This is a genomic window from Rhizobacter sp. (genome assembly GCF_035702065.1).
Lineage (GTDB): Bacteria > Pseudomonadota > Gammaproteobacteria > Burkholderiales > Burkholderiaceae_C > Rhizobacter.
In genome coordinates this window covers 1-21347 of sequence record NZ_DASSRA010000409.1, presented here as the reverse complement: position 1 = coordinate 21347, position 21347 = coordinate 1, and the positions used below count along the sequence as shown (strand labels likewise).

Genomic DNA, 21347 nt, shown 5'->3' with positions numbered 1-21347 from the left:
CGAGCAAGAAGCCCGCTGGGTGGCGCAGGCTATCCACGAGCTGATGCAGTCCGGCCAGGCGCGCCCCGGGGAGGTGTTCGTGCTGTGCCGCAAGCGCGCCTCGCTTCGCCTGGTGGCGCAGGCACTGCAGGCCTTGCACCTGCCCTTCGCCGCGGCCGAAGACTTTGCGCTGATGGACGCCCCCGAGGCACGCGACCTCGTGGCGGTGCTCGACGCGCTTGCCTCGCCCTCGCACCGCCTCTCGCTGGCGCATGCCCTGCGCAGCCCCTTGTTTGCCGCCTCCGACGACGACCTGGTGGCCCTCGCGCTGGCGGCCGGGCCGGGTGGCGACTGGTGGGCGGCCCTCACCGAAGCCGAGCACGCCGGGCGGCCCGCCTTGCAGCGCGCCCGCCGCCTGCTGCTCGCCTGGCAGGAGGCCGCCCACCACCTGCCGCCGCACGACCTGCTCGATCGCATCGTCTTCGAAGGCGAGTACCGCGAGCGCGTGGCCGCCGTGGTGCCGGCCGAGCGCCGCGTGGCCGCGCTCGATGCCATCGCCGCGCTGATGAGCCAGGCGCTGATGCTCGACGGCGCCCGCTACGCCACGCCCTACAACTTCGTGCGCGCCCTCAAGCACCGTGCCATCAAGGTGGCTGCGCCGGTGCAGGCGGATGCCGTTCAGCTGCTCACCGTGCACGGCGCCAAGGGCCTGGAGGCGAGGGTGGTGTTCGTGATGGACGCCCAGCCCGAAGCCAGCAACCCAGACACCACCACCTTGCTGGTCGACTGGCCGGTGGAAGCCGACCGCCCGGCGCGCTGCGCCTTCATCTACTCCGAGAGCCGCTGCCCGCCGTCGTTGAAGCCGGTGCTCGACGAGGAGATGGCTGCGCGCCGCCGCGAAGAGCTCAACGGCCTGTACGTGGCCATGACGCGGGCCCGCGAGAGGCTGGTGTTCAGCCGCACCGAACCCCACCGCGCCACACCTTCGTGGTGGGACCGCGTCGAAGGCCTGGTTCAGCCGTGGGAGCCGGCGGCTGCGCTCCCCACCGGTGCGGCCGCGGAGGCACACCTGTTCAACCTGCAGGCCATGCCGGCTTGGGCACCTGCCCCCGAGGCGACGCGCCCCGTACGCGAGCCCGACAGCGAGGCCTCCCGCCTGGGCCAGGCGGTGCACCGCGTGCTGGAGTGGGCCAGCGCCCCCGCCCGGCGCGAGGTCGACATCCCCGAACTCGCGGCCGCGGCCGCGGCCGAATTCGGTGCTCCGGCCGCCGAGGTGGCGCGCATTGCCGGCGGCGTCTGGCGCAGCCCGGCTTGTCAACCGTTCTTCAGCGGCCCCGGCCTGTTGTGGGCCGGCAACGAGGTGCCGCTGGCCCATGCCGGCGAGCTGCTGCGCATCGACCGCCTGGTGCAGCTGGCAGAAGGCCAAGGGAAGGGCGGCCGACCCACCTGGTGGGTGCTCGACTACAAGCTCGCTCAGCAGCCCGAGGCGCAGGCCGCCTACCGTGAACAAATGCTGCGCTACCGTGCCGCGGTCATGGCGCTTCAGCCGGGTGAAACCGTGCGCTGCGCCCTCGTCAACGGGGCCGGAAACGTGATCGAGATCACATGATTCGGGCCTGCTGCAGGCGCACACTGGCGGGTACCGAATAGGGCCGTCTTTTCGAGCCTGATCCGCGCATTGCGTCACGCCGGGAAGCGCTCCAATCGGTTTACGCCGCTGTCTTTGCGCCCGTGTCGATGCGCCTCCATGCTTGAAACCGAACAATCTGCGACCAAGCCGACCCTCCAGCGGGCGTTCGGCCGTTTCGAGCTGCGCCAGCTGCTGGGCAAGAGCGAGCGCACGATGGCCTGGCTGGCCTTCGACCCCCGCACCAGCCAGGAGCTGATGCTCACGCTGCCGCGCACGCAGCCCGCCACCCCCGCCGCACTGGAGCTGTGGCTGGCCGATGCCAGACACGCCGCGCGGCTGAACCACCCCAACCTGGCCCATGTGGTGGAGGTCGGCGCCCACGACCACTGGCCCTTCATCGCCGTCGACCGCGCCCTGGGCACGACGCTGGGCGAGCGCCTTGCCACCATGCGGCAGCTGCCGCCCGACGAGATGGTCGGCTGGATGATCCAGGCGCTCGAAGGCCTCGCCTTCGCGCACGAAGCCGGCATGGCCCATGGCGACGTTCAACTGCACCAGCTGCTGGTCAGCGAGCAGGGCGTGGTGCGCGTGATGGCGCTCGGCGCCAGCCTCACTGCCACGGCGAGCGCCGAACATGCGCACGACCGCGCCATGCCGCTCGATCCGAACCGCTTGCGCGCCGCGCGCGAAGCAGCGGTGCGCGATGTGCTGTGCGCCGGTCTGGTGTTGCACCAGTTGCTCGCCGGCACCCCGCCGCTCGACGAACCCGACACCGCCCGCGTCATCGCCCGCCTGCCGCGCGAGCTGGTGCGCCTGCCCTGGACCACGCCGCAGCCCGTGCCCGAAGGCTTGCGTGCCATCGCCAACCGCTGCACCGCCACGCAGGAGCGGCAGCGCTATCACAACGCCCGAACCCTGCTGGTCGCCCTGCGCGGCTGGCGCGAAGCCGCCGCACAAGACAAGGGCGGCGCGCTCGTCTTGCTGGTCGACCGGCTGCGCACCGTGGGCCACCTGCCCGCCGCACCGGGTGTCGGCGCGCGCGTGGCCCGCCTCGCGGTGGGCGAGAACCAGCGCACCGACGAGATGGCCGAGCAGATCCTGCAGGACATGGGGCTCAGCTTCGAGTTGCTGCGCACCGTCAACTCGGCCCAGGTGCAAGGCACGCAGATCGCCGGCAACGGGCCGGTGCTGACCATCCGGCGTGCCATCTCGCTGGTCGGCTTGAAGGGCGTGCGCCAGGCCGCTGCCTCGCTGCGCGCCTGGCCCGGGCCGCTGAACGAAACCCACGCTGCCGCGCTGCAACGCCTGATGCAGCAGGTGCGCCTGGCCGGCCATGCCGCGCAGGCGCTGCGCCCGGCGGGCTACGACCCCGAGGTGGTCTACCTCATCGCCATCCTGCAGAACCTCGGGCGGCTGATGGTGCAGTACCACTTCCCCGAAGAAGCCGAGCAGATCCGCCAACTGATGCAGACCCAGCCGGCCGCGGAGCCGAACGAACCCGATCTGCCCGGCATGTCGGAAGAAGCCGCTTCGTTTGCCGTGCTCGGTGTGGAGATCGACGCGCTCGCCGCCGCCGTGGCCAAGCACTGGGGCCTGGCCGACGAGGTGCTGCACATGATCCGCCGCCTGGCCACCGACCGCCCGGTGCGCGTGGCCGACACCGACACCGAGATGCTGCGCGTGTCCGCCAGCGCCGCCAACGAGGCGGTCGACGTGATGACACTGATGCCCGCAGCCCGCATCGCCGCCGGCCTGAACAACGTGGCCCAGCGCTACGGGCGGGCCTTGTCCATCACCGTGAAAGACATCACCGACGGCCTGCAGGTGGCGAAAGGCATTCTGCGCACCGGCTCCTCGGCGCCGGTGCCGCGTGCGCCCGCGCGTGACGACGTGCCGCAGGGCGACCCCGGCACGACCGAGTTCTCCGCTTTGCTCGCCGCCCGCAGCGGCCGCTGAGAGACGCCATGGCTGCCATCGCTGCTGAAACCATCGGCCGCTTCGAGCTGCGTCATCAGCTTGGCAAGGGGGCGCAGGCCACCGTCTGGCTGGCCTTCGACGCTCGCCTCGAACGCGAGGTGGCGATCAAGCTGATGCATGTGGGCGCCGATGCCGAGGCCGTGACCCAGTGGCTGCAGGAGGCGCGCAGCGTCAGCCGCCTCAACCACCCGCACATCGTGCCGGTGTTCGAGGCCGACGTGCACAGGCAGCAGCCTTACCTCGTGTTCGAGTTCGTGCCCGGCCGCACGCTCACCGCGCACCTGCGCGCCCGCGGCGCGTTGCCCGCGCGCGAAGCGGTGGAAATGATGCTGGGTGTGCTCGATGCCCTGCAGGCCGCGCATGCCGCCGGCGTGGTGCACCGCGACCTCAAGCCCTCCAACATCCTGGTCGACGGCAGCGGCCGCGCGCGGGTGATGGACTTCGGCATCGCGGCACGCCTGCAAGATGCCGCCCACCCGCAGCAGGTGGTGGGCACGCCGGGCTACATGTCGCCCGAGGCCACGCACGGGCTGAAGCCATCGCCGGGCATGGACATCTTTGCGGCCGGCCTGGTGCTGGCCGAGATGCTCTCGGGCAAGCCGCTCATCGCCGAGCGCGACCCGTTCCGCGCCATGTACCGCGTGGCGCACGAAGACCTGATGCTGCCGCCCGGCACCGCACCCGACGCCGACGACCGCCTGCGCGCCATCGTGCAGCGCAGCCTGGCGCGCGACCCGTCCAAGCGCCACGCCAGTGCGGGCGATCTGCGTGATGCCCTGCAGCAGTGGCTGGCTCCCGCGCCGGGCGCCGAGGCCGCGCCGGCCAGCAGCGGCACGCTCGACTTCCTGTTGCGCCGCATGCGGCACAAGAGCGACTTCCCGGCCATGTCGGACTCGGTCGGCCGCATCCAGCGCGTGGCCAACTCCGAGAACGAGAGCCTGGCCAGCCTGTCGGGCGAGATCCTGAAAGACGTGGCACTCACCAACAAGCTGCTGCGCATGGTCAACACCGCGCGCTACAGCAGCGCTGGCGGGGGCAACATCAGCACCGTCTCGCGCGCAGTGGCGCTGGTGGGCTTTGCCGGCATTCGCAACATGGCGCTCAGCCTGGTGCTGCTGGAGCACATGCACGACAAGGCGCACGCCAACCTGCTGAAGGAAGAGTTCCTGCGCTCGCTGATGGCCGGTTCGCTGGCCGGTGAGCTGTACGGCTCGCAGCGAGAAGGCGAAGAGGCCTTCATCGGCGCGATGTTCCAGAACCTCGGGCGCTTGCTCACGGAGTTCTACTTCCCTGACGAGGCGCGCCAGATCCGCGCCCTGGTGGCCGCGGCCGATGCCAAGGGTGTGCCATCGCTGGCCAGTACATCGCGCCACGAGCACGCGGCCTCGATCAACGTGCTGGGCCTGAGCTACGAAGAGCTGGGCCTGGGCATCGCCAAGAGCTGGGGGCTGCCCGAGGGCCTGCAACGCTGCATGCGGCGGCCGGCTGGCGAGCCGCCGATGCGCGCCTGCGACAAGCAAGACCGCCCTCATTGGGTCGCCGTGGCCGCCAACGAAGTGACCGATGCGCTGATGCGTGCCGAACCCGGCCGCGCCAGCGCCAGCATCGCCGCGGTGGCCGAGCGCTACACCAAGGCCCTGGGTCTGAGCGTGCGCGACGTGCAGGCAGCCACCGTGCTCGCGCAAGCGCGCCTGAGCGAGCTTGCGCGCGCGATGAGCCTGCAGGTGCAGCCCGGCTCACCCATGCGCAAGCTGCTCGAACAGCCGGGCAACGGCACCGCCAGCCCGGCCGAGCACGACAGCCTCACCGAGCACGCCCTGCACGCCACCATGCCCGTGGCGCGCGAAGACCTGGCCGCGCAGCCCGCCTTCGACCACCAGGCTGCCATCAACATGCTGGCCGCGGGCATCCAGGACATCACGAACACCATGGTGGAAGACTTCAAGCTCAACGAAGTGCTGCGCATGATCCTCGAGACCATGCTGCGCGCGCTGGGCTTCCGCCGCATCATCTTCTGCCTGCGCGACCCCAAGACCGAATGCCTCACTGGGCGCTTCGGCCTGGGTGAGGGCGTGGAAGCGCTCATCCCGAAGTTCAAGGTGCCGCTCAAGGCGGCGCCCGGCGCGGCGGTCGATCTCTTCGCCGCAGTGTGTGCCAAGGGGGCCGACACCCTCATCTCCGATGCGACGGTGCCGCAGATCGCGGCGCGCCTGCCGGGGTGGTACCGGCAGGGCATCAACGCACCGGCCTTCCTGCTGCTGCCCCTGGTGCTCAAGGGCGCGCCCTTTGCGCTGATCTATGCCGACAAGGCGCAGCCGGGGGCCATCGAGCTGGGTGAGAAGGAACTCTCACTTTTGCGCACCCTGCGCAATCAGGCCGTGATGGCCTTCAAGCAAGCGAGTTGATTGCATCGGCCAACACGCGACGTGATGTCGTGATGCTGGTCACGCAAGTGTTGTCTGCGATGGGTGGAGGAGGAGTTCTTCCTCTTGCACGGGTGTGCACCGCCATGCAGGATCGCGCCGTCCACAGCCATTCCAACCCATGGAGAACAACATGACCCAACAGAAATGGACCCGTCGCAACGCCCTGCATGCCGTCGCAGCAGCCGGCGCCGTGGCCTCCATGCCGCTGAGAGCGCAAGATGCCAAGTCGCCCGACGCGGCCGCCTCCGGTGCACCGGCCATCGCTGCCGGTGGTGCGAACGAGATCCGTATCGGTCAGAGCGCTCACCTCACCGGGCCGCTGGCTCCGTTCCTCCTGCCGGTGATCAAGGGCCAGGAGCTGGCCATCGAAGAAGCCAACCGCAAGGGTGGCATCAACGGCCGCCCGGTGCGCCTGATCGCGCTCGACGATGCCTACGACCCCAAGAAGTGCGTCGAGAACGTCCACACCCTGATCGACAAGGAAAAGGTCGTCGCGCTGTACGGCCTGGCGAGCACGCCCAACGTGCTGGCCACGCTGCCCATCCTGAGCGAGAAGAAGGTGCCGCTGGTCTGCGTGTACACCGGCTCGCCGGTGCTGCGTGCCAAGCAGCACCCGTACTTCTTCACCACCATGGCGAGCTACCGCGACGAGGTGGTGCAGATGGTGCGCAACCTGGTCACGCTGCAGAAGTCGCAGATCGGCCTCGTCTACCAGAACGCCGCCTTCGGCCAGCTGATGAAGCCGGTGGTGGAAGAGGTGGTCAAGGAACTCGGCGCCACGCTGGTGGTGCAGGCCCCGCTCGAAGCCAACGGCAGTGATGCCGTGGCCTGCGCGCAATCGCTGGCAGCCGCCAAGCCGCAGGCCGTCCTGTTCATGGCCTTCGGCCCGTCCATCATCCCGTTCGTGAAGGCCGTGCGTTCATACGTGGGCGTGCCGGTCTATGCGATCTCGATCGCCAACTCGCCGGCTCTGCTCAAGGCCATGGGCGACGACGCCCGAGGCCTCGCCTTCACGCAGCTCGTGCCGTATCCGTACCGTCAAACCACCCCGCTCACGCGCGACCTGGCGGCGGCCCTGGAGCGCGAGAAGATCGACATCAGCTACGACTACATGTTCGGCTACATGAACATGCGCATCCTGCTCGAAGGCATCCGCCGTGCGGGCAAGAAGGTCACGCCGGTCGACGTGGTCAAGGCCATGGAGAGCATGAACAAGTTCGACCTGGGCGGCTACCCGGTCAGCTTCAGCCCGACCAAGCACCACGGCTCGAACTTCGTCGAGATCACCATCGTGGGGCCGGGCGGGCGCTGGATCCGCTGAAGAAGCGCAAGCAGTTCCGCCTCGTGGCGACGGCAGGCTTTCGGGCCTGCCGTTTTTCCTTGTCGGCCGGCCGCAACGTTTGTGCACGGGCGTGCAATTAATCCTCCACAATGCTGCGGCGCCGCATTTCGGCGTCAACAGGATGGAGGGAACATGGACAAGCAAAGGAAGCAGCGCCGGCAGGTGCTTCGCGGCGTGGCGGCGGCGGCCGGCAGCGCCATGCTGGGCTGGAATGCGCATGCGCAAGACAGCCGCGAGATCCGCATCGGCCAGAGCGCGGTACTGAGCGGGCCGCTCGCGCCATCGGTCATGTCCTTGGTCAAAGGCCAGGATCTGGCGCTGGACGAGATCAACCGCAAGGGAGGCATCGGCGGGCGGCGCGTGCGCTTCATTGCACTGGACGACGCCTACGACCCCAAGAAGACAGTCGAGAACGTCACCACCTTGATCGACAAGGAGAAGGTCGTCGCCTTGACCGGCTTCACCAGCGCCTCCAGCGTGGCCGCGGCGTTGCCCTTGCTGGCCGAGAAGAAGGTGCCACTGATCGGCGCCTACAGTGGTTCGCCGTCCTTGCGCGCCAAGCACAACCCGTATCTGTTCACGCTCTTTGCCAGCTACCGCGACGAACTGGTGCAGATGATCCGAACCCTGGTCTCCGCCCAACGGACGCAGCTCGGCGTGATCTATCAGAACCACCCCTTCGGCCAGCTGATGCTGCCGGTGGTGGAAGAGGTGGCACGCGAACAGGGCGCCACGCTGGTCGGGCGCCAGCCGCTGGAGAACAACGGCAGCGATGCGGTGAACTCGGCGCATGCGCTCGGCCAATCCAAGCCGCAGGCGGTGCTGCTGCTGGCCTTCGGGCCGTCGATCATCGGCTTCATCAAGGCGGCGCGCTCGTACGTGGGGGCGCCGATCTACGCGCTGTCGATCGCCAACGCCAAGCCCATCGTCGCGGCGCTGGGCGACGACGCGCGCGGCATCGCCTTCACCCAGGTGATCCCGTACCCGTTCCGCCAGACCTCGCCGCTCACGCGCGACTTTGCCGCCGCGATGGAGCGCGAGAACATCGAGATCGACTACGACCACTTCTTCGGCTACATGAACGTGCGCGTGCTGGCCGAAGGCCTGAAGCGCGCTGCCGCGAGCGGACGTGGCGTCACGTCGGAGTCGCTGATTGCGGGCATGGAGTCCATCGGCAAGCTCGACATGGGCGGCTACCCGATCAACTTCGGGCCGCAGCGTCACCACGGCTCCAGTTTCGTCGACCTCACCATCGTGGGGCCGCGCGGGCGCTACATGCGCTGACGCGTTTCAGACCAGCGGGCGCGGCGCCGGCTTGCCATCGCCATAGAGCGCTGCGGTCTGCGCCAGCGCCTGGCTGTCTTTCAGGAAGAGCAGTCCGTTCTCCAGGTGGTGCAACCCGCGCCGCTCGAGCTTGCGCAGGGTCTTGTTGGTGTGAACCAGCGACAGGCCCAGCGCGTCGGCGATGTGCTGCTGGGTGAGCGGGAAGGGCACGCCGTCGCGGCCACCATCGGGCAGGAGGGCGGCCGATCGCTTGAACAGCACGATGAGCAGGGCGGCGATGCGCTCCTCGGCGCTGCGCCGGCCCACCGACAGCAGGCCTTCGTCGACCAGCGACTGCTCCTGCGCCGTGAGCCAGGTGATGTTGAAGCCCATCTGCGGCTGCGCGCGGTGCAGCTCCCACAACGCGTCGCGCGTGAACACGCACAGCTGCACGTCGCTCAGCGCGAGCACGCCGTGCGTCAAGGCGTCGGACATCTTCTGCTGCACGCCGATGAAGTCGCCCGGCAGCAGGAAATTGAGGATCTGGCGGCGCCCGTCTGCCAGCGTCTTGTAGCGAAAAGCCCAGCCCGACCACAGCGTGTAGAGCTGCGGGTGCGTCTGGCCCTCGTGGATGATCGTCTGCCCCGCGCTCAGCCCGATGTGGCTGCGCTTGAGCGACTGGACGAGTGCCAGTTGTTCCGGCGAATGCGGGACGAAGAGTTCGAGCGTTCGCAAGGGGCAATCCTTGCAGGGCACATAGGTCATTCCGCCTCCTTGCGGGGTGCTGGGCAAAGCATGTTCCCGGCTATGTCAAACGACACAGTGAAGTGGCCGCTTCGTGACTAGATTCGCACATCTTCCCTGCGCGAGAGGCCATGGTGTCCGGTGATTCGGTTTGTTGCGTGCTCTGGCTCAGCCAGCTTTCCCCCTTGCTCCATGTGAGCGTCGTGGCTCAGATTTGGCAGGCCTCGCGCGAGCGCAATGCGCGCTTGGGGCTGACGGGTGCGATGGTCTTCGATGGAGAGCGCTTCTGCGAGCTGCTCGAAGGTGATGCGGATGAACTGGCGACCGTGTGCCGCGACATCGAGTTCGATGCACGGCACATCGGCATGCGCATGCTCTACGCGGCCTTGACGCCAGGCGCGCGGCGCCTTTCCACCTGGCGCAGCGGCTACTGCGATGGGGCCGACCTCGATGTCTTCTGCGGACCGGCAGGGCTGGAAGGCGAGCCGGCGGTCAGTGCATTCTTGGACCTGCTCGGGCGCTGCAGTCTGTCGAACTGACGGAGCGTGCCCCAAGTCGGACAGTTCCTACCGAGCGCAGGCACGCGATCCGACCTTCAGCTGCGGAGCTCATACGTGGCATGGCGCCGGCGTGGCGTCTATCGTTCTCGGCATGTTCACTCCCACCCATGGAGCTGTGTCATGAGGGAAACGATCCGCAAGAGCCGCGTCCAAGGCGAAGGCGACTACGAAGCCGCACGCCGTTACGACAAGGCGGCACAGGACTTCGCCCAATCGGGCAAGGTTGCCGATGCTGCGCGCAAGGCCAAGCCGCGCGCAGACCGAGAAGCCGAAGAGATGCTGGAAGCAGAGCGCATCGGCAAATCGCGCTCCAAGGGCGAAGACCCTGGGGATCGGCGTTGAGCAAGGACAAGCCGCTCGGACGTACCAAACCGGTTGTCGATTCCGAATCCGCTCCCAGGCTGCCGCACGAGCACGACGAATCGTCCGACAGCCAGGTCAGCGACGAGCGACCCATCATCCGCCAGGCCCATGACGACCTGGCTTCCGGCAAGGTCGATACCGACCGAGGCGTGCCTATGCACGAGGCCTACCAACGCCAGAAGAAACCCGCCAAGAAAAGCAGACCGACGTGAAAGTGAAATCCGTGAACGCGGAGCAGGACAGTGGCTACAAAGCCAGGTACCTGATCCTGCTGAGCGACCAGACCACCCAAAGAGCCCTGCTGTTCGGCATGGACCACCAGTACCTCACCGAAGTGATCGACGACGATGACGGTCTGGTGCTCGAGAACCTCACCCGCTTCGGCACGGCCTGCGTGCCGCCACAGGACATTGCGCTCGATGCGCGGGTGATGGCCGGCCAGCCGCCATCGGCCAAGTTACGCTGCTTTGCGCTTGGCTGATGCGATGTTGGGAGGGGAGGTTGACGAGCCTTACCCCCGGCACTGGTTGCAACGCTTAGGGCTGCTTGGTTCCCCACCTGACCCGGTTGGGCGCGCTTCCATGCGGGGAGGCCCGTCAGCGTGGATTGTAGGGGACGATCCGCGTGGATCGCCCGTGCAAGGCCTTGTCGGACTCAACGCAGCTGCAGCGCGTCGTCGCCGAACTCGATGTTCAGCGGCTCGATGACGAGCCTCTTGGGGCCAGCCTCCACGCGACCAGCGATCACGGCCTTGATGCCTTGCGCCTCGGCCACGTCGACCGTGCGCTGCGCATCCTCGGCCTTCACGAACAGCGCGAAGCCCGCGCCCATGTTGAGCGTGCTGTAGGCCTCTTGGTCGTCCTGCTTGGCGTGCTGCTGGATGAACTTGAGAACCGGCGTGACTTCGGGCACGGTGTGGATGCGGTAGGTGTGCGTGGCGGGGTGGCGCAACAGCTTGCGCCAGCCGTGGCCGGTGATGTTGGCGCAGTAGTGCGGCGTGATGCCGGCCTTGTACAGCGCCTCGGTCACCGGCGAGTACAGCACCGTGGGGGCGAGCAGGGCGTCGCCGTAGCTGAGGCCGGGCTGCACCTCGGTGAGGTAGCCCCGTGGCAGGCGCTCGACCAGCTTGCGCGCGAGGCTCAGTCCGTTGGCGTGGATGCCGCTCGAGGCCAGCAGCACGATGGCGTCGCCCGGTGCGAGTTTGTCGCCCACCGAGAGGCGCTCCTTCGGGTTGATGAGGCCGGTGCAGCTGGCGGCGAGGTCGATGCGGCCGTCGGCCACGATGCCGGCCAGTGCGGGCGTTTCGCCGCCGCCCCAGGCCACGCTGCACACGTCGCAGGCGCGCTTCCAGCCGGCCACCAGAGCCTGCGCGCGTTGCGCATCGGAGAACCAGTCGGAACCGCCCGCGGCCCAGTAGGCCTGCACCACCAGCGGCGTGGCGCCGACGGTGATGAGGTCGTTGATCGCCATCGCGATGGTGTCCTGCGCGATGCTGTCGTAGTAGCTCTTGCCGGTGAGGGCCTTCATCTCGTCGGCCACCAGGGCCTTGGAGCCCAGGCATTCGACGATGGATGCGATGTAGAACGGCCCCACGTCGACCACGTAGGCCGATTCGCCGCGCGAGGCCTCGACTTCGCTGAAGCCGTGCGAGGCGAGGTGCGCGCCGGTGGCCTTGGCGGCGCGCTGGGCGGCCACTTTGAGCGGGTCGATCAGGTCGTAGTTGACGCCGGCTTGTTCATAGCTGAGGGTGCCGTCGTTCGGGGTTGTGGAGTTCATCGGAGGGGCAAGCAGGCAAAACCGGGATTATCCGGCAGCCGCCCGGTCGGACTTTAGAATCGCCCGATGTCCTATCTCGTCCTGGCCCGCAAGTACCGTTCTCGCGACTTCGAAGCGCTCGTCGGCCAGGAGCACGTGGTCCAGGCGCTCAGCAATGCGCTCACGCAGCAGCGCCTGCATCACGCCTACCTCTTCACCGGCACGCGCGGCGTGGGCAAGACCTCGGTCTCGCGCATCCTGGCCAAGGCACTCAACTGCACCGGGGCCGATGGGCAGGGCGGCATCACCGCCCACCCCTGCGGCGTGTGCGATGCCTGCCGCGACATCGACAGCGGCCGCTTCGTCGACTACGTGGAGCTCGATGCGGCTTCCAACCGCGGCGTCGAAGAGATCTCGCAGCTGCTCGACCAGGCCGTCTACAAGCCGGTGGTGGGGCGCTTCAAGGTCTACCTGATCGACGAAGTCCACATGCTCTCGAACACCGCGTTCAACGCGATGCTCAAGACGCTCGAAGAGCCGCCCGAATACCTCAAGTTCGTGCTGGCCACGACCGACCCGCAGAAGGTGCCGCCCACGGTGCTCTCGCGCTGCCTGCAGTTCAACCTGCGGCCGATGGCGCCTCAAACGGTGCAGGAGCATCTCACTACCGTGCTGGCTGCCGAGCAGATCGAAGCCGAGCCGGGCGCGCTGCGCCTGCTGGCCCGTGCTGCGCGCGGCTCGATGCGCGATGCGCTCTCGCTCACCGACCAGGCGATCGCCTTCGGTGCCGGCAGCCTGACCGAAGCCGGTGTGCGCCAGATGCTCGGTGCGGTGGACCGCAGCCACGCCGTGCGCCTGGTCGAAGCGCTGGCTGCGGGGCAGGGGGCAGAGGTGATCGCGGCGGTCGACGGTCTGCGCAGCCTGGGCCTGTCGGCCAGCGGCACGCTGGAAGAGATGGCCGCGCTGCTGCAGCAGATGGCCGTGCTACAGGCCGTGCCCGATGCGCTCGACGAGAGCGACCCCGATGCCCCGACGGCCGCGCGCCTCGCCGCCCTGCTGGCGCCCGACGAGACGCAGTTCCTCTACAGCATCGTGCTGCACGGCCGCGCCGAGCTGGGGCTGGCGCCCGACGAGTACAGCGGCCTGGTGATGATCCTGTTGCGCATGCTGGCCTTCAAGCCGGGTGCGGTGCCCAGCCAGGCCGCGCGGCCTGATTCGAGCCGGGCGGCGGGGGCATCCGCCCGGCCGGCGATGGCGGCTGCAACCGCTCCCGCGGCGCCGACCCGCTCTGTGCCTGCACCTGCGCCCGCGGTGCGCCCCGCACCTGTGGCTGCGCCTGCGCCGCGTGTGGCCGCTCGGGCTCCCGCACCTGCCGCAGCGAGCAGCGACGAGCCGCCGCCCTGGCTGGACGTGCCCGACGAAGAGCCGACCCAGGCCGCGCCGCTTGTGGCGCGCGAACCGCAGAGCCTGGCCTTTGCCTCGCCGCCTGCGCCACCGAGCTTCGCTCCCACGCCCCTGGGCGACCGCTGGAACGAGGTGGTGACGCAACTCGTGCAAGCCGGCAGCATCAGCGCCCTGGTGCGCGAGCTCGCCATGCAGGCGCAGTGCGTGGGCATTGAAGAACAGTCGACGCCGAGCGTCTGGCGCCTGCGGGTGGAGCGCGAAACCCTGCGTGCCCCGGCCCAACGCGACAAGTTGCAGGCGGCCTTGTCCGACCTGCTCAAGAATGCGGCGCAGATCGAGGTCGAGGCGGGTGTTGCCAGCGACACCCCCGCGCAGCGCGCCGCCGCCGAGCGGGCGCGGCGCCAGAACGAAGCCGAACAGATCATCCACAACGACCCGCTGGTGCAGGCCTTGATGCAGCAGTTCAAGACCGCGCGCATCGTGCCCGGCTCGGTCAAGCCCCATTGATTCAGGAGAACTCCCCATGATGAAGAACCAACTCGCTGGCCTGATGAAGCAGGCCCAGGCGATGCAGGACAACCTCAAGAAGGCGCAGGAAGAGCTGGCCAACATCGAGGTCGAAGGCCAGTCGGGCGCCGGCCTGGTGAAGATCACCATGACCTGCAAGCATGACGTGAAGCGCGTGGCCATCGACCCCAGCCTGCTCGCCGACGACAAGGACATGCTCGAAGACCTGGTGGCTGCGGCCTTCAACGACGGCCTGCGCCGTGCCGAAGAGGTGTCGCAGGAGAAGATGGGCAAGCTCACCGCTGGCATGCCGCTCCCCCCCGGCATGAAGTTCCCCTTCTGATGGCCGAACCAGCGCTCGACGCCCTGATCGAAGCCCTGCGGCGCCTGCCCGGTGTGGGCCAGAAGTCGGCGCAGCGCATGGCCTTCCACCTGCTGCAGCACGACCGCGAAGGCGCGCGCCGCATCGCGCAATCGCTGCAGGGCGCGGTCGACAACATCCGCCACTGCGAGCGCTGCCACACCTTCACCGAGGCACCGGTTTGCCACACCTGCCTCGACGAGACGCGTGACCGCCGCCTGCTGTGCGTGGTCGAGACGCCTGCCGACCAGGCGGCCATGGAGCGCACAGGCAGCTACCGCGGCCTGTACTTCGTGCTGATGGGGCGGCTGAGCCCGCTCGACGGTATTGGCGCGCGCGACATCGGCCTGCAGCAACTGCTCGACCGCACCACCGACGGCACGGTCGAAGAGGTGATCGTCGCGACCAACTTCACCGCCGAAGGCGAGGCCACGGCGTACGTGGTGGCCGAGGCACTCAAGTCACGCCCGCTGCGGGTGACGCGCCTGGCGCGCGGCGTGCCGATCGGCAGCGAACTCGAATACGTGGATCTGGGCACCATCGCCCACGCGCTGGTGGATCGCCGCTGAGCGCGGCGTCGTGGCGCGTCAGCGCGTCTTGCGCTTGGGGGCCGGCTTCTTGGCGACCTTGTTGCTGGCCGCCTTCTGCGGCACGTAGACCACCACGCTTTCGCCGGCCTTGAAGCTCGCGCCGGCACTCACCTTGTTCCACTGTGCCAGCTGCGCCGGGCTCACGCGATAGCGCTTGGCCACGCTGGCCACGGTCTCGCCCTTGACGGCACGGTGCGTCACGCGGCGCGGTGGCAAGGCCTCGGGCGTGAGCGCCATCACCGCGTTGTCGGCGACGTGAAGCGACACGTCCTTCAGCAGATGTTGGGCGCGCGGCACCAGCAGCGTGGAGCCGGCCTTGACCAGCATGCGGGGCGGGATCTTGTTGACGTCGCGCAGCTCGGCTTCTGTCATGCCGACCTGCTTGGCGGCGTCGGCTGCCTTCAGCGTGCGCGGGGCGACCCAGGCCGTCCAGGTGGCGAAGGGGCCGCGGTGCTGGGCGCTGTTGCGCACGAACAGGCTGGCGTTGTCGTAGGGGAGCAGGATCTGCGGCGTGCCCGCGGCCAGGATGACCGGCTTGTTCATCTGCGGGTTGAGGGTGTTGAACTCGTCCTGGGTGATGCCGGCCAGGCGGATGGCGACGGCGACGTCGATGTCGCGCTCGATGGGCACGCTCAGGAAGTAAGGGTGGTTGGCCAGAGGAGGCAACGCGACGCCGAAGGATTCGGGCCGCATCACGATGTTCTTCACCGCCTGCAGCTTGGGCACGGAGTAGGCCGTCTCGTTGGGCATGCGCAGGCTCAGGTAGTCGGTGGGCTTGCCGGCCTTCTGGTTGCGTGCGATGGCGCGCTGCACGTTGCCTTCGCCCCAGTTGTAGGCAGCCAGAGCGAGGTGCCAGTCGCCGAACATGCCGTACAGACGACCGAGGTAGTCGAGCGCAGCACGGGTCGAAGCCAGCACGTCGCGGCGGTCGTCGCGGAATACGTTTTGCCGCAGCTCGAAGTGCTTGCCAGTGGCTGGCATGAACTGCCACATGCCCGAGGCCTTGGCCGATGACACGGCCTGCGGGTTGAAGGCGCTTTCGACGAAGGGCAGCAGCGCGAGTTCGGTGGGCATGCCGCGGCGCTCGACTTCTTCGATGATGTGGAAGAGGTAGCGGCTGCCGCGCTCCGTCATACGTTGCACGTAGTCGGGCCGGCTGGAGTACCACTGCTCGCCGGTGCGCACGAGCGGGGTGTCGAGGTCTGGCATGGCGTAGCCGCGTCGAAGCCGCTCCCACAGGTCGACGGTGGCCACCTTGGAGTTGAGGTCCACCGGCTCGTCGGGGCGCAACGGGTCAACAGGGGCGGCAGCCACCGGGTTCTCGTTGGGTGTGGAGGTCGCGTCCGACGCAGCAGATGCGGCCGCCGACGCAGCAGATGCCGCCGCCAATGGCGCATTGGCGATGGCGGCGGGCAGATCGCCTTGCTGGTCGGGCGGCTCGACAAAGGTGGCACATGCGCTCAGCAGGAGGCCGAGCGCGGCTGCGGCCACGCGCCGCAGAGAAGACATTTGAATCATCGGAAGTTGTTTTTCCATTGGCGCAGCGCGGCCAGGACGTCGGTCTCGCTGGCGCTGGAGGCACCCTGGGCGAGTGCGGTTTGCACGACCTCGGGCTGATGGCAACGCATGAAGGGATTGATGCGGCGCTCGCGCGCGATCGAGCTCGGCAGCGTGGGTTCGTTCTGCGCGCGCAAGGCTTCGCAGTGCGCGATGTAGGCGAGCAGGTCGTCGTTGTGCGGCTCGACGGCGCGCGCGAACTTGAGGTTGGACAAGGTGTACTCGTGCGCGCAGCACACCCGGGTGGCCCCTGGCAGCGCCGCCAGGTGCGACAGCGAGTGGTGCATCTGCGCCGGCGTGCCTTCGAAGAGCCGCCCGCAGCCGCCCGAGAACAGCGTGTCGCCGCAGAAGACGAGAGGCGCCTCGCCGTCGAGCGGGGCGTGGAAGTAGGCGATATGGCCGGCGGTGTGGCCTGGCACGTCGATCACGTCGAAGCGGCAGCCCAGCAGCTCGATGTGGTCACCGCCGTTGAGCGGCGTGTACGGTTGCGGGATGTCTTCGCGTGCCGGGCCATAGATCGGGCCGTGCAGGCGAGAACGAAGTTGCGAAAGACCGCCGACATGATCGGCGTGGTGGTGGGTCACTAGAATCCCGGCGAGCACCAGGCCTTGCGCATCGAGCGCACGTGCCACCGGTGCCGACTCCCCCGGATCGACCACGAGCGCCTGCCGGCCATCGTGAAGCATCCAGATGTAGTTGTCGGTGAAGGCAGGCAGTGCAAGCAGGTTCATGGCGGAACTCGGTGGGATTATAGGTTTGGCCCCCTGGCTGAAGACGCCGCCGGGCCGCTACTTGCTGGCCTGGGAACAGGCCCAGCTGGATCGCTGCGTGGCCGATGTGTTCGGCTTTCACGCGCTGCAATTGGGCCTGCCCGAACTCGACGCACTGCGCGCCAACCGCATGCCCCACCGCTGGCTGGCAACGGACCAAGCGGACCAGTCCGCGCCGGCGATGGAGTCTGCTGCATCGAGCGAAGTTCCCGTGAACAAGCCGCGCGAAGCGATGTTGCAGTGCGATTTCGACGCCTTGCCCTTCGACAGCCAGAGCCTCGACCTCGTCGTGCTGCCGCATTCGCTGGAACTCGCACGCGACCCGCACCAGGCCTTGCGCGAAGTCGAGCGCGTGCTGGTGCCCGAGGGTCGCGTGGTCATCATCGGCTTCAACCCTGGCAGCCTGTGGGCGCTGCGCCAGCACTGCGGCCGCATGGGGCGCGGCATGGGCCTGGGCAAGGGCAGCCCGCTGTTCATGCCCAGCGAGGGCGAGTTCCTCGGCTACTGGCGCTTGCGCGATTGGTTGCGCCTGCTGAGCTTCGAGGTGGAGCAGGGGCGCTTCGGCTGCTACAAGCCGCCTTTCACTTCGGACCAATGGCTGGCGCGCTTCGAGTGGATGGAGCGCACGGGCGACCGCTGGTGGCCGGTGCTGGGCGCGGTGTATCTGCTGGTGGCCGTCAAGCGCGTGCGCGGCATGCGGCTGATTGGCCTGGCCCGGCGCCAGCGCGTGGTGGCCAAGCCGGCCCCTGCGGTGGTGAGCAGCCACCGCCATCCTTCAACTTCTCACACACATGACTTCGACTGAACCTCGCCCGACCATCCAGCGCCCCAGCGTGACCATCTACACCGATGGCGCCTGCAAGGGCAACCCAGGGCCGGGCGGTTGGGGCGCCTGGCTGAGCACCGGCGCGCACGAGAAAGAGCTCTTCGGCGGCGAGCGCCTCACCACCAACAACCGCATGGAACTCACCGCGGTGATCGAGGCACTGAACTCGCTCAAGCGCAGCTGCAACGTGATCGTCTACACGGACAGCCAGTACGTGCGCCAGGGCATCACCGAGTGGATCCACAACTGGAAGACGCGCGGCTGGAAGACCGCCGACAAGAAGCCGGTGAAGAACGCCGACCTGTGGCAGCGGCTCGATGCCTTGCGTAACCTGCACCACGTGGATTGGCGCTGGGTGAAGGGCCACGCCGGCGACCCCGGCAATGAGCGCGCCGATGCGCTGGCCAACCGGGGAGTAGACGCGGCGTCTACGTGATTTCCAGCCTCGCGCCGCGGGGAGGCTCGGGCTACATTCGTTGGGGCAGCAAACAGGGTCGAGCGTGAAGATTTTGCATACGGTGGTGGCGATCGTCGGCATTTCGGTCGCCAGCGGAGCGGCATGGTGGTACCAGAACAGGACGCCCGCTGCAGGCCCAGCGACCTCGACCGCCGGCTCCCAGCAGGCCGGAGCCAACGGGCCGGTGGTGGTAGAAGTGGGCCGGGCCGAGGCCATCACCATCGACGACGATGCGCAAGGCGTTGGAGCGCTGCGGTCCCGCCAGGGCGTGATGCTGCGCCCCGAGGTCAGCGGCCGCATCTCCAGGCTCGGCTTCAACGACGGCCAGCGCGTCAGGCGCGGCCAGATGCTGGTGCAGCTCGATGACACGCTGCAGGCCGCGCAAACCCTGCAGGCCGAGGCGCAGGCCAGCATCGCCCGCACCAACCTGCAGCGCAACCGCGAGCTGCTGGCCGCCAACTTCGTGAGCCAGAGCGTGGTCGACCAGAGCGTTGCGGCCCTGCAGGTGGCCGATGCGCAGGTCTCGCTGGCCAAGGCCCAGCTGGCGCGCATGCGCATCGACGCACCCTTCGATGGCGTGGCCGGCATCCGCAGCGTGAACGTGGGCGACTACGTGAAGGACGGCGCCGACCTGGTGAACGTGGAAGACCTCTCTTCGGTGCTGCTCGACTTCCGCGTGGCCGAGCGCTACGTGTCGCGCATCAAGACCGGCCAGCCCATCGAGGCGCAGCTCGATGCACTGCCGGGCAAGCTGTTCAAGGGCCAGGTCGATGCCGTCGATTCGCTGCTCGACGCCAATGGCCGCTCGCTGCTCGTGCGCGCGCGCCTGCCCAACCCCGGTGGCGAGCTGCGCTCGGGCATGTTCGCGCGCACGCGCGTGGTGTTCGCATCGCGCACCAACGCCATCGTGGTGCCTGAAGAAGCGTTGGTGCCGCTGGCCGGCAAGCAGTACCTGGTGAAGGTGGTCGATGGTCCGGATGGCACCAAGGTTTCGCAGCGCCTGGAGGCGCAGATCGGGATGCGCCTGCCCGGCAAGGTGGAGATCGTGCAAGGTCTGGCGCGCGGCGACGTGGTGGTGACCGCCGGCCACACCCGTTTGCTGCGGCCCGAGGCGCTGCCGGTGAAGATCGTCAACATCGACCGTCCGGCGCGCCCGGCGGGCGCTGCGGCATCGGGGGCGGCCTCGGGCGTCAGCCGCGCCGGCGCCCTGGCCCCGGCCTGAGGCCTGCGGAGACCTTGCCATGGTGCTGTCCGACACCGCCATCCGCCGCCCCGTGTTCGCCACGGTGCTGGCGCTGCTGATCATCCTCGTGGGCGTGGTGTCGTACACGCGGCTGCAGGTGCGCGAGTACCCGCGTATCGACGAGCCGGTGGTCAACGTGTCGACCCGCCTCATCGGTGCCTCGTCGGAGGTGATCGAGTCGCAGGTCACCAAGCCGCTCGAAGACTCCATCGCCGGCATCGACGGCGTGGAGATCATCACCTCGATCTCGCGCTCGGAGCAGAGTCAGATCACGGTGCGCTTCAAGCTCGAGAAGAACCCCGACGACGCCGCGGCCGATGTGCGCGACCGGGTCTCGCGGGTGCGGGCCAAGCTGCCCGATGCCATCGACGAGCCGGTGATCGCCAAGGTCGAGGCCGATGCCACGCCCACCATCTGGCTGGCCTTCACGAGCGAGACACTGTCGCCGCTGGAGGTGACCGACCTGGTCACGCGGGTCGTCAAGCCGCGCCTGCAGACCGTCCCTGGTGTGGCCGACGTGCAGATCAACGGCGACCGCAAGTTCTCGATGCGCATCGGGCTCGACCCGGACAAGCTCGCCTCCTACCGCCTGACGGTGCAGGACGTGGAAGACGCGCTGCGCCGCCAGAACCTCGAGGTGCCGGCCGGGCGCATCGAGAGCCAGCAGCGCGAGTTCAGCGTCACCGCGCGCACCGACCTCAACACGGTGGAGCAGTTCTCGGCCGTGGCGCTGAAGCAGGCCAACGGCTTCACTGTGCGGCTGCGCGACGTGGCGCGCATCGAGCAGGCCGCCGCGAGCGAGCGGTCTAGCGTGCGGCTGAACGGCGTGTCGTCGATCTCATTGGGCGTGATCCGCCAGGCGACGGCCAACCCGCTGGAGATCTCGGCCGGCGTGCGCGAGATCCTGCCCCGGCTGCAGCAGGATCTGCCGGGCGGTGTGAAGGTGCAGGTGGCCAACGACAACTCGCTCTTCATCGACCGCTCTGTCAAGTCGGTCTACCGCACCATCACCGAGGCGGTGGTGCTGGTGGCGCTGGTCGTGTTCGTCTTCCTGCGTCACCTGCGTGCGGCGGTGATCCCGCTGGTGACCATCCCCGTGAGCCTGATCGGCACCTTCGGCATCATGGCGGCCGCGGGTTTCACCATCAACACGCTCACGCTGCTGGCGCTGGTGCTGGCGATCGGCCTGGTGGTCGACGACGCGATCGTGGTGCTGGAGAACATCTTCCGTCACATCGAAGAAGGCATGTCGCCGTTCCAGGCCTCGTTGAAGGGCGCCAAGGAGATCGGCTTCGCGGTGGTCGCCATGACGCTCACGCTCGCGGCTGTGTTCGCTCCGCTGGCTTTCGCTCCCGGGCGCACCGGGCGCTTGTTCACCGAGTTCGCGCTGACGCTGGCCGGCGCGGTGATCGTCTCCGGCTTCATTGCGCTGACGCTCACGCCAATGATGTGCAGCAAGCTGCTGCGCCACGAGCCGCAGCCCAGCCGCTTCGACCGGGTGATGGAAGGCGGCCTGACCTGGCTCACCGGCTCTTACGCCTCCGCGCTCGGCTGGGTGCTGTCGCACCGCTGGGTGGTGCTGGTGGTGATGTT

Annotated in this window: 20 protein-coding genes and 1 other RNA gene; 16 read left to right on the top strand and 5 right to left on the bottom strand. The window is 68.4% G+C overall.

Features of this window, described 5'->3' with window-relative positions; translation table 11 throughout:
* The 5 genes from VFL64_RS18025 to VFL64_RS18005 form a co-directional block, all read left to right on the top strand.
* Positions 1–1588: UvrD-helicase domain-containing protein (locus tag VFL64_RS18025; RefSeq protein WP_489541759.1), on the top strand; the 1588-nt coding region annotated here is incomplete at its 5' end.
* Between the two features lie 138 nt (positions 1589–1726).
* Positions 1727–3565, top strand: a complete 1839-nt coding sequence (locus VFL64_RS18020) for an HDOD domain-containing protein (RefSeq protein WP_489541758.1) — start codon at positions 1727–1729, stop codon at positions 3563–3565.
* Positions 3566–3573: 8 nt separating this feature from the next.
* Positions 3574–5991 (top strand): protein kinase domain-containing protein, encoded by a 2418-nt coding sequence (locus VFL64_RS18015; RefSeq protein ID WP_489541757.1) that lies wholly within the window; start codon positions 3574–3576, stop codon positions 5989–5991.
* 151 nt (positions 5992–6142) lie between these two features.
* On the top strand, positions 6143–7333 hold the full coding sequence (locus VFL64_RS18010; RefSeq protein WP_489541756.1) for an ABC transporter substrate-binding protein: 1191 nt from the start codon (positions 6143–6145) through the stop codon (positions 7331–7333).
* Between the two features lie 153 nt (positions 7334–7486).
* The gene (locus tag VFL64_RS18005) at positions 7487–8638 is read left to right on the top strand and encodes an ABC transporter substrate-binding protein (RefSeq protein WP_489541755.1); all 1152 of its coding nucleotides are present in this window, start codon (positions 7487–7489) and stop codon (positions 8636–8638) included.
* 6 nt (positions 8639–8644) lie between these two features.
* On the opposite strand, the gene VFL64_RS18000 is transcribed toward VFL64_RS18005, so the two are convergent.
* Positions 8645–9382, bottom strand: coding sequence for a Crp/Fnr family transcriptional regulator (locus tag VFL64_RS18000; protein ID WP_489541754.1), 738 nt, complete (start codon positions 9380–9382; stop codon positions 8645–8647).
* Between the two features lie 110 nt (positions 9383–9492).
* Here VFL64_RS18000 and VFL64_RS17995 point away from each other — a divergent pair, with 110 nt between their 5' ends.
* The 4 genes from VFL64_RS17995 (at position 9493) to VFL64_RS17980 (ending at position 10765) form a co-directional block, all read left to right on the top strand.
* Positions 9493–9900 (top strand): BLUF domain-containing protein, encoded by a 408-nt coding sequence (locus VFL64_RS17995; RefSeq protein ID WP_489541753.1) that lies wholly within the window; start codon positions 9493–9495, stop codon positions 9898–9900.
* Between the two features lie 141 nt (positions 9901–10041).
* The gene (locus VFL64_RS17990) at positions 10042–10263 is read left to right on the top strand and encodes a hypothetical protein (RefSeq protein WP_489541752.1); all 222 of its coding nucleotides are present in this window, start codon (positions 10042–10044) and stop codon (positions 10261–10263) included.
* Positions 10260–10496 (top strand): hypothetical protein, encoded by a 237-nt coding sequence (locus tag VFL64_RS17985; protein WP_489541751.1) that lies wholly within the window; start codon positions 10260–10262, stop codon positions 10494–10496. The genes VFL64_RS17990 and VFL64_RS17985 overlap by 4 nt, the downstream gene beginning before the upstream one ends.
* Positions 10493–10765 (top strand): hypothetical protein, encoded by a 273-nt coding sequence (locus tag VFL64_RS17980; RefSeq protein WP_489541750.1) that lies wholly within the window; start codon positions 10493–10495, stop codon positions 10763–10765. Before VFL64_RS17985 ends, VFL64_RS17980 begins: the two co-directional genes overlap by 4 nt.
* A gap of 19 nt (positions 10766–10784) precedes the next feature.
* Here VFL64_RS17980 and ffs read toward each other — a convergent pair.
* Positions 10785–10882: signal recognition particle sRNA small type (gene ffs / locus VFL64_RS17975), an RNA gene on the bottom strand.
* A 56-nt stretch (positions 10883–10938) separates the two neighbouring features.
* Positions 10939–12060 (bottom strand): AIR synthase-related protein, encoded by a 1122-nt coding sequence (locus VFL64_RS17970; RefSeq protein ID WP_489541749.1) that lies wholly within the window; start codon positions 12058–12060, stop codon positions 10939–10941.
* A 66-nt stretch (positions 12061–12126) separates the two neighbouring features.
* Here VFL64_RS17970 and dnaX point away from each other — a divergent pair, with 66 nt between their 5' ends.
* From dnaX to recR, 3 genes are read left to right on the top strand one after another with little or no spacing between them, the layout of a single operon-like run.
* Positions 12127–13950: a DNA polymerase III subunit gamma/tau gene (gene dnaX, locus VFL64_RS17965; RefSeq protein ID WP_489541748.1), complete on the top strand. Its 1824-nt coding sequence runs from the start codon at positions 12127–12129 to the stop codon at positions 13948–13950.
* Between the two features lie 16 nt (positions 13951–13966).
* Positions 13967–14293, top strand: a complete 327-nt coding sequence (locus VFL64_RS17960) for a YbaB/EbfC family nucleoid-associated protein (protein ID WP_489541747.1) — start codon at positions 13967–13969, stop codon at positions 14291–14293.
* Positions 14293–14880, top strand: a complete 588-nt coding sequence (gene recR / locus VFL64_RS17955; RefSeq protein ID WP_489541746.1) for a recombination mediator RecR — start codon at positions 14293–14295, stop codon at positions 14878–14880. Before VFL64_RS17960 ends, recR begins: the two co-directional genes overlap by 1 nt.
* Positions 14881–14898: 18 nt before the next feature.
* Here recR and VFL64_RS17950 read toward each other — a convergent pair whose 3' ends face one another.
* Positions 14899–16410 carry a transglycosylase SLT domain-containing protein gene (locus VFL64_RS17950; protein ID WP_489541745.1) on the bottom strand — a complete coding sequence of 504 codons (1512 nt, stop codon included), beginning with the start codon at positions 16408–16410 and terminating at the stop codon, positions 14899–14901.
* A 5-nt stretch (positions 16411–16415) separates the two neighbouring features.
* On the bottom strand, positions 16416–17189 hold the full coding sequence (gene gloB / locus VFL64_RS17945; protein WP_489541744.1) for a hydroxyacylglutathione hydrolase: 774 nt from the start codon (positions 17187–17189) through the stop codon (positions 16416–16418).
* Between gloB and VFL64_RS17940 the strand changes: the two genes are divergently transcribed.
* The 4 genes from VFL64_RS17940 to VFL64_RS17925 form a co-directional block, all read left to right on the top strand.
* Complete coding sequence (locus tag VFL64_RS17940; RefSeq protein ID WP_489541743.1) at positions 17188–18033, top strand: class I SAM-dependent methyltransferase; 846 nt, start codon at positions 17188–17190, stop codon at positions 18031–18033. The two genes, gloB and VFL64_RS17940, sit on opposite strands and share 2 nt — an antisense overlap.
* On the top strand, positions 18020–18490 hold the full coding sequence (gene rnhA / locus VFL64_RS17935) for a ribonuclease HI (protein ID WP_489541742.1): 471 nt from the start codon (positions 18020–18022) through the stop codon (positions 18488–18490). The genes VFL64_RS17940 and rnhA overlap by 14 nt, the downstream gene beginning before the upstream one ends.
* 64 nt (positions 18491–18554) lie before the next feature.
* Positions 18555–19733 carry an efflux RND transporter periplasmic adaptor subunit gene (locus tag VFL64_RS17930; protein ID WP_489541741.1) on the top strand — a complete coding sequence of 393 codons (1179 nt, stop codon included), beginning with the start codon at positions 18555–18557 and terminating at the stop codon, positions 19731–19733.
* Positions 19734–19752: 19 nt separating this feature from the next.
* Positions 19753–21347: efflux RND transporter permease subunit (locus VFL64_RS17925; protein ID WP_489541740.1), on the top strand; the 1595-nt coding region annotated here is incomplete at its 3' end.